This window comes from Streptococcus cristatus, from assembly GCF_008369405.1.
Lineage (GTDB): Bacteria > Bacillota > Bacilli > Lactobacillales > Streptococcaceae > Streptococcus > Streptococcus cristatus_G.
Genome location: NZ_VSJJ01000011.1, coordinates 1 through 11,782, shown reverse-complemented (window position 1 = coordinate 11,782; position 11,782 = coordinate 1). Strand labels below are relative to the sequence as shown.

Below are 11,782 nucleotides of genomic sequence, written 5' to 3'. Positions count from 1 at the left end.
AAATCACTTGCCAGCTTTGCTATTTTCGTGTAAAATAGAAACTTGAAAGAGGTAGAAGAATGAGTAAAAAAGATAAAAAAATTGAGATTCAGATTGCAGATAGTAAGGTGAAGCTTGGCGCTGATCAATTTGATGGCTACACCCTTTCTATAGGGAAAAAAGTCATTGGCGAGATTGCCGAATTTGACGGCCAATTTGCTATTGTCAAAAATGGCAATGTTGAAAGTTTATATAAAAAGCTTGAAAAAGCGGTGGAAACTTTGATTGAAACCTACAATTTAGGAAAATAAGGGCTTGCGCTTTTATTAGATTAATGATATAATTGATATCGTTGATTGTCGGAGAGATAGCGAAGAGGCTAAACGCGGCGGACTGTAAATCCGCTCCTTCGGGTTCGGGGGTTCGAATCCCTCTCTCTCCATTTGATCATTGGGGTATAGCCAAGCGGTAAGGCAAGGGACTTTGACTCCCTCATGCGTTGGTTCGAATCCAGCTACCCCAGTTCTTAGGTAATAGATCAGATAAAGGATAAAATATCGTCGGATATTTTATTTCTTTATAGGGTGGAAAACGTTAAAGATACATCAAATGTCGTTTGCGGGTGCTTAGGAAAATAATTATAAGTATGTCAAGTAGTATACTTGATTGTTGGAGGATTTTTTTAGATGAATGAATTTGAAGATTTGCTAAACAGTGTTAGCCAAGTCGAGCCAGGTGATGTCGTTACTGCTGAAGTATTGACAGTGGATGCTAACCAAGCTAATGTTGCCATTGCTGGTACTGGTGTTGAAGGGGTTTTGACTCTGCGTGAGTTGACAAATGATCGTGATGCTGACATCAATGACTTTGTAAAACCAGGTGACACACTTGAATTGCTTGTTCTTCGTCAAGTAGTAGGTAAAGATACAGATACAGTTACTTACCTAGTATCTAAAAAACGTTTAGAAGCTCGCAAAGCATGGGACAAATTGGTTGGTCGTGAAGAAGAAGTCGTTACTGTTAAGGGCACTCGTGCCGTTAAAGGTGGACTTTCTGTTGAGTTTGAAGGACTTCGTGGATTTATTCCAGCTTCAATGCTCGATACTCGTTTCGTTCGCAACACTGAACGTTTTGTAGGTCAAGAATTTGACGCTAAGATTAAAGAAGTAGATCCAAAAGAAAACCGCTTCATCCTTTCACGTCGTGAAGTTGTAGAAGCGGAAGCTGCTGCAGCGCGTGCAGAAGTATTTGGTAAATTGAATGTTGGTGATGTTGTAACTGGTAAAGTTGCTCGTATCACAAGCTTCGGTGCTTTCATTGACCTTGGTGGTGTTGATGGTTTGGTTCACTTGACTGAACTTTCTCATGAACGTAACGTTTCACCAAAATCTGTTGTTTCAGTTGGTGACGAAATCGAAGTGAAGGTTCTTGATTTGAACGAAGAAGAAGGCCGCGTGTCTCTTTCACTTAAAGCTACAACCCCTGGACCATGGGATGGTGTTGAACAAAAACTTGCTGCTGGTGATGTAGTTGAAGGTACAGTAAAACGTTTGACTGACTTTGGTGCTTTCGTTGAAGTATTGCCAGGTATCGATGGACTTGTTCACATCTCACAAATTTCACACAAACGTGTTGAAAATCCAAAAGATGCTCTTAAAGTTGGTCAAGAAGTAACTGTTAAAGTTCTTGAAGTGAATGCTGCTGCTGAGCGTGTATCACTTTCTATCAAGGCTCTTGAAGAGCGTCCAGCTCAAGAAGAAGGCCAAAAAGAAGAAAAACGTCAATCTCGTCCACGTCGTCCACGTCGTCAAGAAAAACGTGACTTCGAGCTTCCAGAAACTCAAACTGGTTTCTCAATGGCTGATCTTTTCGGTGATATCGAATTGTAATTTACTTAAGAAGAGGCTGAGTTTCTCAGCTTCTTTTTTCGTCTTTTCAAGTGGGGCTTGTGTCGTGATCATTTAATTGCGAGAGTTGGCTCTCGATCGTATTTAGTTTTGTTTAAGCCAAAAATGCTAGACTAAGTCTCTCGTGTATTCTATGAGAAAGGAGCTTGCCATGAAATTTATTTTCAATTGTATTAGATTTATATTTCGCTTGATTTGGCGGCTTATCTGGGGGCTTGTTTGGTCTGTGGCACTTAGTTTTCTTGTTCTTGTAGGTGTTTTTTATTTTACTACTTCGACAGAGACGGGGACAGTGGGGCTATCGCAGGCTGTTAAAACTGCGGTCACTCAAGTGGATCAATTTTTAACGAAACAAGGACTTTCCACTGGTTTTCAGACTAGTGAGGGAATTCAGCCCCATCAGCTGACAGATGAGCATAAAGGGACGGGAGCTCGCTGGGAGAAGGCTAGTGCTACGGTCTATATCGATACCACGAATGAAACCTTACGTTCAGCCTATCAGGAGGCCATTAATTCTTGGAACCAGACAGGAGCTTTCACCTTTCAAGTCATCAATGACAAAGAAGAAGCGGATATCGTTGCGACGGAAATGAATGATGGCAGCGTCAGTGCAGCTGGTGAGGCAGAGTCCAAGACCAACCTGCTGACCAATCGTTTCACCCATGTGACTGTTCGCCTCAATAGTTACTACTTGTTGGACAGACGCTATGGTTATTCTCATGAGCGGATTGTCAATACAGCAGCGCACGAATTGGGCCATGCTATCGGATTAGACCATAATGAGGAGGAATCAGTGATGCAGTCGGCAGGCTCATTTTATAGTATTCAGCCAGCAGATATCCAGGCTGTAAAAGACTTGTATCAATCATAAAGGTATGCTAAAAATGATTTTTAATTTTATTAGACGCTTCCCAGAGCAAGTTTTCCTCTTTCTTTTTAACTCAGGAATTTTTGCTTGGCTGTGGAAAAGCGGCAGCGATATTGCTAACCAGGTAGGCGTGACAGCAGCTTGGGAAACTCATGTTCCAGCGCCCATTCAGGCCTTCTTTGGAGAGAATGTTGAGATAGTTCAAGGATTTTTCCAGCATTCAGCCATTATGTGGTTGATTGGTTCCATGATTATTCTATGGATTGTTCGTTTTGTCAAAGGGATGATAAAGCTAAGTCTCTTTGTTTTGATTATTTTGCTGGGCATCTATCTGATTTTGCAGAATCAATCTATTCTCAATAGTTTTATGTAGAGAGGCTGGGACAAAAGTCCTAGCCTCTCAATTGTCTTTAGATTGTCGAGCAAGACGCAGTAGTTGAGTAGGGCTCTACTCAACTATGCGGAGGTGGGACGACGAAATCGAATTCTAACGAATTACCGATTTCTGTCCAACTCTATTTTTCTTTTGGGGAGCTGAGTTCGCTTTCTCTTGAATTCTGATAGCTGTACTTCTGGAAATCTGCTATAATGGTTTTATGATTATTTTACAAGCAAACAAGATTGAACGCTCTTTTGCAGGGGAGCTACTTTTTGATAATATCAACCTGCAGGTGGATGAGAGTGACCGGATTGCTCTGGTCGGTAAAAATGGAGCTGGCAAGTCAACCTTGCTCAAGATTTTGGTGGGCGAGGAAGAGCCGACGTCTGGTCAAATCAATAAAAAACGAGACCTGTCCCTGTCCTATCTGGCTCAGGACAGCCGCTTCGAGTCGGAGAATACTATCTACAACGAGATGCTGCTGGTCTTTGATAGTCTGCGTCAGCAGGAGAAGCGCTTGCGGCAAATGGAGCTCCAAATGGGAGAATTGTCAGGGGAAGAGCTGACTGCTCTCATGACCCAGTACGACCAGCTGTCAGAGGACTTTCGCCAGAAAGGTGGTTTTACCTACGAGGCTGATATTCGAGCGATTTTAAATGGTTTCAAGTTTGACCAGTCCATGTGGCAGATGAAGATTTCTGAGTTGTCGGGCGGGCAGAATACCCGTCTGGCTCTGGCCAAGATGCTTTTGGAAAAGCCAGAGTTGCTGGTACTGGACGAGCCGACCAACCACTTGGATATCGAGACCATTGCCTGGCTGGAGAATTATTTGGTAAATTATAAAGGTGCCCTCATCATCGTCAGCCACGACCGCTATTTCCTAGACAAGGTTGCGACCATCACGCTGGACTTGACCAAGCATTCCTTGGATCGCTATGTGGGCAATTACTCTAGCTTTGTGGTCCAAAAGGAGCAGAAGCTGGCCACCGAAGCTAAGAACTACGAAAAGCAGCAGAAAGAAATCGCTGCGCTGGAGGACTTTGTTAATCGCAATCTAGTTCGGGCTTCCACAACCAAGCGGGCTCAGTCCCGTCGCAAGCAGCTGGAAAAGATGGAGCGTTTGGACAGGCCGGAGACCGGCAGTCGCTCGGCTAATATGACTTTCAAATCCGATAAGGTTTCTGGAAATGTTGTGCTGACCTTGGAAGACGCAGCCATTGGCTATGGCGAGGAAGTCCTGTCGGAGCCGATTAACCTTGACATTCGCAAGTTTAATGCGGTAGCCATTGTCGGGCCAAATGGGATTGGAAAGACGACCTTGATTAAATCACTAATCGGTCAAGTGCCCTTCATCAGAGGCAAGGAGCAGCTGGGAGCTAATGTGGAAGTGGGCTACTATGACCAGACCCAGAGCAAACTGACTGCCAGCAATACGGTTCTTGATGAGCTATGGAATGACTTCAAGCTGACGCCAGAGGTCGAGATTCGCAATCGCTTAGGCGCTTTCCTCTTCTCGGGAGACGATGTCAAGAAATCTGTCGGCATGCTGTCGGGTGGAGAGCGGGCGCGGCTGCTTCTAGCTAAGCTGTCTATGGAAAACAACAACTTCCTCATTCTAGACGAGCCGACCAACCACCTGGACATTGACAGCAAGGAAGTTCTGGAAAATGCCTTGATTGACTTTGACGGCACCCTGCTCTTTGTCAGCCATGACCGTTACTTTATCAATCGCGTGGCCACACAGATTATTGAGCTTTCTGAGACAGGCTCCACCCTTTATCTAGGTGATTATGACTACTATCTGGAGAAAAAGGCAGAGCAGGAAGCTTTGCGTGAGGAGACGGAGCAGGTTGATTCTGACAAGCCTGCCCCTGCCAATGACTATCAGCTTCAAAAGGAAAACCAGAAAGAACAACGCCGGCTGGCCCGCCGCCTAGAGCAATTGGAAGCGCAAATCGAGGACCTGGACAGCCAGATCAGTCAGCTTCAGGAAGCCATGCAGGCCACTAATGACGCCGCCGAACTCATGGAGAGTCAGCAGCAAATCGACCAGCTGACCGCCGCCCAAGAAGAAGCCATGCTAGAATGGGAAGAACTGGCGGAGAAGGTGTAGGAAGGAAATAGAACCAGATGAGCAATTCGCAGGAGTATGCAGTTTCCTTGAGAAATGAGCTTCCCAGAGCTCAAAATACTTAATTTCACATGTGAAATCAGTCGACAAAGAGCAAAAACCGAATGTTCACATGTGAAATTTCTGATTCTGTGACAAAAAGATAAATTCTTTATGAAGAATCGTTTCCTTGAGAATAAAACCCGAACTTTTTCATGTGTTCTGAGATTTTTTCAAGGAAAAGAAAGCATTCTTCATGCAATCTAAGTTCTTTTAAAGACAAGTCAGTCCGTCAGATTTTCTGAAAAGCTATTTTGGAGCAAAATGACTCTGTCAGATTTTCGGACGGTTAGTCTGAGAGCAAATCCCGAACTTTCTATTTTCGGACGAGTTCTTTTTGTAGAATTTGCCTTTTCCGATTTTCGGCTGAGAAGATTTTGACGAAATGAGGCTCGTCCGAAAGTAGAATCCGAACAAAGGGGCTGGAAGGTAGTTTTGAAAGAAGCGACTAGGGAGCAGAACAGCAATTAAAGGAATTTAAGTGGTAAACAAATGGAAAATTTAGGCAAAGTTTTTCGCGATTTTCGTTTAAATGGGCAGTATTCTTTGAAGGAAGCGGCGGGTCAGGTTTGCTCGACCTCTCAGCTGTCTCGTTTTGAGCTGGGTGAGTCGGACATGACCCTCTCGAAATTTTTAGATCTTTTGGATAATATCCATGTGACTCTTGAAAATTTTATGGACAAGGCACGGAATTTCCAGCAGCATGAGCATGTGGCCATGATGGGTCAGATTATCCCTCTTTACTACTCAAATGACATCAAGGGATTTCAGGACTTGCAAGCGGAGCAGTTGAAAAAAGCCCAAGCTAGTAGTGCTCCTCTCTACTATGAGCTGAATTGGATTTTGATGCAAGGCTTGATTTGTCAGCGAGACAGTCAGTTTCGCATGAGGCAAGAGGATTTAGATAAGGTGGCCGATTATCTCTTTCAAGTGGAAGATTGGACTATGTACGAACTTATCCTTTTTGGCAATCTCTATAGCTTCTATGATGTGGGCTACGTCTACCGTCTGGGCAAGGAAGTCATGGAGCGGGAGGACTACTACAAAGAAATTGGTCGCCATAAGAAACTAGTCTTGATTATTGCTCTCAATTGTTACCAGCATTGTTTGGAAAGTTGTTCTTTTGATAAGGCTAGTTATTTTGAGGCTTACGTAGAGACGATTATTGGCAAGGGCATCAAACTCTATGAACGCAATGTATTCCTCTATCTCAAGGGTTTTGCGGCTTATCAGAAGGGACAGAAGAACCAGGGCATCAAGCAAATGCAGGAAGCCATGCACATCTTTGAAGTGCTGAATTTACCTGAGCAAGTCGCCTATTATCAAGAGCATTTCGATAAGTTTGTAAAAGCATAATTTCCCAAATATGGGAAAAATAAAGAACCTCCCTCTATTCCTGATACAATAGTTTCAGAAATGGAAGGAGGTATTTTTATGAATCGACAGGCAGCACAGCTGATTACACGGGCTGCTATCAATAAAATCGGAAATATGCTTTATGACTATGGGAACAGCATCTGGCTTGCTTCTTTGGGAGCTCTGGGACAGACTGTCTTGGGCATTTACCAGATATCAGAGCTAGTTACTTCCATCTTATTCAATCCTTTGGGGGGAGCTATTACGGACCGCTTTTCCAGACGTAAGGTGCTGATGGTAACGGACTTGATTTGTGCTGGGCTTTGTCTGCTGATTTCTTTTATTTCTAATGACCAGCTCATGATTGGAGCGCTGATTTTTGCAAATGTGGTTCAGGCCATAGCCTTTGCTTTTTCTAGGCCAGCTAATAAGTCTTATATTACCGAAATTGTGGACAAGGAAGACATCGTAACCTACAATTCTCATCTGGAACTAGCCTTGCAGGTTATCAGTGTCTCAGCTCCAGTTTTGTCTTTTATTGTGATGCAGTATGCAAATTTGCGCGTGACCCTTCAGCTGGATGCGCTGAGCTTCTTTCTGGCTTTTACCTTGGTTTACTTTCTGCCCAATCATGAGCCAAGCAAGCAGCAGTCTCCCATTAATCTTGGCAATATCCTGAGAGATATCAAGGAAGGTTTAGTTTATATCCGTCAGCAAAAAGAAATTTTCTTTCTGCTCTTGGTAGCTTCTGCAGTTAACTTTTTCTTTGCTGCTTTTAATTATCTGTTGCCTTTCACTAATCAGCTCTATGATAAGACAGGCTCTTATGCGACTATTCTGAGTTTGGGCGCTATTGGCTCAATCATAGGAGCTATTCTAGCTAGCAAGGTTAAGGCCAGTATGGGAAATCTTCTTGTAGCCCTGTTATTGACAGGTGTCGGAGTCGCAGTCATGGGCATCTCTGCCTTGCTACCAGTTCATACATATTTTTCTTATTCTGGTAATCTAATCTGCGAGCTCTTTATGACTGTGTTCAACATTCATTTCTTCAGTCAGGTTCAGACCAAGGTGGACAAGCAGTACCTAGGCCGCGTTTTCTCAACGATCTACACGTTGGCAATTCTTTTCATGCCACCTGCGACTTTCCTGATGACGCTGCTGCCGAGTGTCCGTACCCTTTCCTTTCTCCTGATTGGTTTCGGAGTGATGGGATTGGCTTTGCTTTCCTACCTTTATCAAAAGAGAATACAAAAAGACTAGGTTGGAGTGATTTCCAACCTAGTTTAATGTTTTGCCTTGCAAATCTTCAGCTGAGAATTTTTAAATTCATTACTAGCCTATTTTGGATCAGAACTTTATTTCCAAGCTACTAGTCCAATCGGCTGATAGATCAGGAGTGCTGGAGATTTGAAGATCTGGTAGAAAAAATTTTTCCATTGGAATGTGCATATAATCATTGTTCCTTGCTAGTAAAAGTAGTATGATGAAGTATAAGTAAAATTAATGGAGTGAGGAATGAAAGATTTTCATTTTGATGCAATTTCGGCATTTGAAAACTATAAAATTGAGGAAGCCAAAGATGGCCATGTTTTAGTAAAGACAGAGGTCGTCCCCTCTTCTCTAAACTATTATGGCAATGCACATGGAGGTTACTTGTTCACCTTGTGCGATCAGATAAGTGGTTTGGTCATCATTTCCCAAGGTGCTGACGCCGTGACCCTACAATCCTCCATCAACTATCTCAAAGCGGCTAAGCTTGGCGATATCCTAAGTATCACGGGGAAATGTGTCCATGCTGGCCGAACGACTAGAGTGGTAGATGTGGATATTACCAATCAAGACGGTAGAAATGTATGTAAGGCGACCTTTACCATGTTTGTCACTGGAGAAAGGGGAGAAAATGCGCAAGTTAGAATATAAGCATTATCTTTTTGACTTTTATGGAACACTGGTGGATATCAGGACTGCCGAAGATGATCCGACTTTATGGCTGTATCTTTCCCACATCTATGCAGCTTATGGAGCAGATTATCAGCCAGAAGACTTGAAAAAGAAATATGGACAATTGGTAGTAAAGCAAGAAAGCAAGATAGCGCAAGAGAAAAGCGTGGCCTATCCCGAGGTTGATTTGGTGGCGGTTTTCATCCAGCTCTTGCAGGAAGCTCCATCTAAGCATGAAACCCAGACTCCGCTTCCAGATGTGCAGGCTTGGGGAGAGCAGTTGGCTGTGACTTTTCGAAGTTTGTCTCGTCGTCAGCTCTATGTTTATCCGAATACCCTCAAAGTTTTAAAGGCCATTAAGGACCAGGGAGGCGATATTATATTGCTATCCAATGCTCAAAAGGCTTTTACAATGCCAGAAATTGAATTGACGGGTTGTGCTCCCTATCTGGATAAAGTTTATATTTCTTCTGATTATCAGATCAAAAAACCACAAGCAGAATGGCTAGAGCTTGTGTTGGAAGAGAATCAGCTCAATCCAGAAGACACGGTGATGGTTGGCAATGATTTTTCTACGGATATGGCTATTGCTCAAGCTGTTGGGATTGATGGAGTGTTGCTGAACACTTTCCCATACTCAGCTGCAGAGATAAACAAGCTCAATAAAATGCAGGCCAGAGTCATTACAGATATAGAAGAACTGCTGGAAAATAGGAAGTAAAAGACGACTTCGAGGTCTTTAAATGGTTTATTCACAGCCAAAACTGTGGATAACTCGTAGAAACATTACGATTTGATGAAAAATTGTGGATAACCTTTATTAATTTGCTTACTTATGATATAATAGCCCATATAAATAAAAATAGAAGAGGTATGTGAAATGTCACGTAAACCATTTATTGCCGGTAACTGGAAAATGAACAAAAATCCAGAAGAAGCAAAAGCATTCGTTGAAGCCGTAGCATCAAAACTTCCTTCATCAGACCTTGTTGAAGCGGGTATCGCAGCTCCAGCTCTTGACTTGACAACTGTTCTTGCTGCTGCAAAAGGTTCAAATCTTAAAGTTGCTGCTCAAAACTGCTACTTTGAAAATGCGGGTGCTTTCACTGGTGAAACTAGCCCACAAGTTTTGAAAGAAATTGGTACAGACTACGTTGTTATCGGTCACTCAGAACGCCGTGACTACTTCCATGAAACTGACGAAGATATCAACAAAAAAGCAAAAGCAATCTTTGCAAACGGTATGCTTCCAATCATCTGTTGTGGTGAAAGCCTTGAAACCTACGAAGCTGGTAAAGCAGCTGAATTCGTAGGCGCTCAAGTATCTGCTGCTTTGGCTGGCTTGACAGCTGAACAAGTTGCTGCATCAGTTATCGCTTATGAGCCAATCTGGGCTATCGGTACTGGTAAATCAGCTTCACAAGATGACGCACAAAAAATGTGTAAAGTTGTTCGTGACGTTGTAGCTGCTGACTTTGGTCAAGAAGTTGCTGACAAAGTTCGTGTTCAATACGGTGGTTCAGTTAAACCTGAAAACGTTGCTTCATACATGGCTTGCCCAGACGTGGACGGAGCTCTTGTTGGTGGAGCATCACTTGAAGCTGAAAGCTTCCTAGCTCTTCTTGATTTTGTGAAATAAGAATAACAATAAATGGCTTGTTGCCCTAAAGGTGGCAAGCTTTTTAAAAGTTTGGAGAAAAAAGGTGAAATCAAAGGAACTTATCTATTTAGCCAGCACTGCCATTTTGCTAGCAGCAACGGCTAACGTGGTACAGGCAGAAGAAAATGCGCCGATAACCACAGACCCTGAAGTAGCTAAGGCAGAACTTCAAGTAGAAAAGGATCATCAACCTCAGCAGGTATCCTTACCAGAAGCGGTATCCACAGATCGTCAAGTCAAACAAGAAAGCTCGGTCGCAAAAGCTGAAGCTAGTTCAGTATACAAGGCACCAGAAAATCTGGTACCTGCTGCTAGTATGGTCAAGGAGAATGTACCAGAAAATAAAGCAAGTAAACAAGCAAAATCAGCTGCTTCTGAAGCGATTCAGAATCCAGTAAAGGCTGAGCAGACTTCCCCAGCGATCAGCGCCAGTCCTGCATCCAAAAAAGGTAGCACTTCTTTTTATAATGCGGCTTCTTCAGCAGGACAAACAGCGCGTGGGAATTCACAAGCAGAAATCAAGGGCTCTACCTTTGTGGATGTGAGTAGTCATAACGGCCATATCAGCGTAGAAGACTATCGCCAATTAGCATCCAAAGGTGTCGGCGGTGTCGTTGTCAAACTGACAGAAGGCACCCACTATACTAATCCTTTTGCTGAGTCTCAGGTTCGAAATGCGCAAGCAGCTGGTTTGCAAGTATCAACCTATGCCTTCTCGCATTATACAAATGATGCAGAAGCGAGAGCAGAGGCCCGTTACTATGCTGCTTTTGCTAATAAATTGTCCTTGCCTAAAAATACAGTCATGGTCAATGACATGGAAGACCCTAAAATGCAAATGGGGATCAACCAGCATACTCAGGCTTGGGCAGATGAAATGCGCAAGCAGGGATATGCAAATCTGATGTATTACACAAGTGCTAGCTGGGTTGACCAGAACAATCTACGCCACAAAGGTTCAATCAATACATCTCTCTTTGGACTTGATAATTTTTGGATTGCTCAGTATCCAGCACCTAAGTTAAGTGCAAATGATGCTAAAAATTTGAAGTATAATAGCAGAGCAGGAGCTTGGCAATTTACTTCTCAAGCGCAGCTGCTTTCTGGTAAGCATGTTTTCGACCAAAGTATTGACTACTCTGGTAGATTTACAGCTAGAGCTACTTTGGTCAAACAACCGCTGACAGGTAAGATTAGTATTCAAAATAATAATCCAAAAACTGGCACATTTGATGTTGTTGTTTCCGAAGTTTCCGCACCACATGGAGTTCGTGAAGTCTTGCTTCCAACTTGGTCAAATGAGAATGGTCAGGATGATATTATCTGGCACAAGGCACAGAAACAGTCAGACGGTACATACAAATTCACCGTTCGTGCTAGCGAACATAAGAACTCTGTTGGCGACTACAGTGTTCATTTGTATTACGTTCAAGGTGACGGAAAGTTGGTAAACGTCGGTGGTACAACAACTAAGGTTTCAGTTGCTAAGCCAGAAGGCAAGCTGACTATTGCCAACAACGAT

At 43.2% G+C, this 11,782-nt stretch carries 11 protein-coding genes and 2 tRNA genes; all 13 read left to right on the top strand.

The genetic code is table 11. The features are described 5' to 3' along the window. The first annotated feature begins 59 nt into the window (after positions 1–59). The gene (locus FXF62_RS09335) at positions 60–290 is read left to right on the top strand and encodes a DUF2969 domain-containing protein (protein WP_015604623.1); all 231 of its coding nucleotides are present in this window, start codon (positions 60–62) and stop codon (positions 288–290) included. 50 nt (positions 291–340) lie between these two features. Continuing rightward, positions 341–421: transfer RNA gene (locus FXF62_RS09330), tRNA-Tyr, on the top strand. 9 nt (positions 422–430) lie between these two features. Next, positions 431–502 (top strand) — tRNA-Gln (locus tag FXF62_RS09325). Positions 503–665: 163 nt separating this feature from the next. Beyond that, complete coding sequence (gene rpsA, locus FXF62_RS09320) at positions 666–1,868, top strand: 30S ribosomal protein S1 (RefSeq protein ID WP_015604624.1); 1,203 nt, start codon at positions 666–668, stop codon at positions 1,866–1,868. Between the two features lie 169 nt (positions 1,869–2,037). Continuing rightward, positions 2,038–2,757 (top strand): matrixin family metalloprotease, encoded by a 720-nt coding sequence (locus FXF62_RS09315; RefSeq protein ID WP_149518516.1) that lies wholly within the window; start codon positions 2,038–2,040, stop codon positions 2,755–2,757. A 4-nt stretch (positions 2,758–2,761) separates the two neighbouring features. Continuing rightward, on the top strand, positions 2,762–3,127 hold the full coding sequence (locus tag FXF62_RS09310) for a hypothetical protein (protein WP_149518515.1): 366 nt from the start codon (positions 2,762–2,764) through the stop codon (positions 3,125–3,127). Between the two features lie 223 nt (positions 3,128–3,350). After that, positions 3,351–5,246 carry an ABC-F family ATP-binding cassette domain-containing protein gene (locus tag FXF62_RS09300; RefSeq protein ID WP_149518514.1) on the top strand — a complete coding sequence of 632 codons (1,896 nt, stop codon included), beginning with the start codon at positions 3,351–3,353 and terminating at the stop codon, positions 5,244–5,246. A gap of 549 nt (positions 5,247–5,795) precedes the next feature. Beyond that, entirely contained in the window at positions 5,796–6,659 is an 864-nt protein-coding gene (locus FXF62_RS09295; RefSeq protein WP_149518513.1) for an Rgg family transcriptional regulator, read from the top strand. 78 nt (positions 6,660–6,737) lie between these two features. Further along, positions 6,738–7,919, top strand: a complete 1,182-nt coding sequence (locus FXF62_RS09290) for an MFS transporter (protein WP_149518512.1) — start codon at positions 6,738–6,740, stop codon at positions 7,917–7,919. Between the two features lie 255 nt (positions 7,920–8,174). After that, positions 8,175–8,579 carry a PaaI family thioesterase gene (locus tag FXF62_RS09285; RefSeq protein ID WP_149518511.1) on the top strand — a complete coding sequence of 135 codons (405 nt, stop codon included), beginning with the start codon at positions 8,175–8,177 and terminating at the stop codon, positions 8,577–8,579. Continuing rightward, positions 8,560–9,321: an HAD family hydrolase gene (locus FXF62_RS09280; protein ID WP_149518510.1), complete on the top strand. Its 762-nt coding sequence runs from the start codon at positions 8,560–8,562 to the stop codon at positions 9,319–9,321. Before FXF62_RS09285 ends, FXF62_RS09280 begins: the two co-directional genes overlap by 20 nt. A 159-nt stretch (positions 9,322–9,480) precedes the next feature. Next, the gene (gene tpiA / locus FXF62_RS09275) at positions 9,481–10,239 is read left to right on the top strand and encodes a triose-phosphate isomerase (RefSeq protein ID WP_000087893.1); all 759 of its coding nucleotides are present in this window, start codon (positions 9,481–9,483) and stop codon (positions 10,237–10,239) included. Positions 10,240–10,303: 64 nt separating this feature from the next. Further along, the coding region (locus tag FXF62_RS09270; RefSeq protein WP_262881632.1) for a GH25 family lysozyme at positions 10,304–11,782 on the top strand (1,479 nt) is incomplete at its 3' end.

What these genes read in the sequence shown, in the direction of transcription:
- FXF62_RS09285 (WP_149518511.1), top strand. Translation starts at nt 8,175, where the DNA reads ATGAAAGATTTTCATTTTGATGCAATTTCGGCATTTGAAAACTATAAA.
- rpsA (WP_015604624.1), top strand. Translation starts at nt 666, where the DNA reads ATGAATGAATTTGAAGATTTGCTAAACAGTGTTAGCCAAGTCGAGCCA.
- FXF62_RS09315 (WP_149518516.1), top strand. Translation starts at nt 2,038, where the DNA reads ATGAAATTTATTTTCAATTGTATTAGATTTATATTTCGCTTGATTTGG.
- FXF62_RS09280 (WP_149518510.1), top strand. Translation starts at nt 8,560, where the DNA reads ATGCGCAAGTTAGAATATAAGCATTATCTTTTTGACTTTTATGGAACA.
- FXF62_RS09290 (WP_149518512.1), top strand. Translation starts at nt 6,738, where the DNA reads ATGAATCGACAGGCAGCACAGCTGATTACACGGGCTGCTATCAATAAA.
- FXF62_RS09310 (WP_149518515.1), top strand. Translation starts at nt 2,762, where the DNA reads ATGCTAAAAATGATTTTTAATTTTATTAGACGCTTCCCAGAGCAAGTT.
- FXF62_RS09335 (WP_015604623.1), top strand. Translation starts at nt 60, where the DNA reads ATGAGTAAAAAAGATAAAAAAATTGAGATTCAGATTGCAGATAGTAAG.
- tpiA (WP_000087893.1), top strand. Translation starts at nt 9,481, where the DNA reads ATGTCACGTAAACCATTTATTGCCGGTAACTGGAAAATGAACAAAAAT.
- FXF62_RS09300 (WP_149518514.1), top strand. Translation starts at nt 3,351, where the DNA reads ATGATTATTTTACAAGCAAACAAGATTGAACGCTCTTTTGCAGGGGAG.
- FXF62_RS09295 (WP_149518513.1), top strand. Translation starts at nt 5,796, where the DNA reads ATGGAAAATTTAGGCAAAGTTTTTCGCGATTTTCGTTTAAATGGGCAG.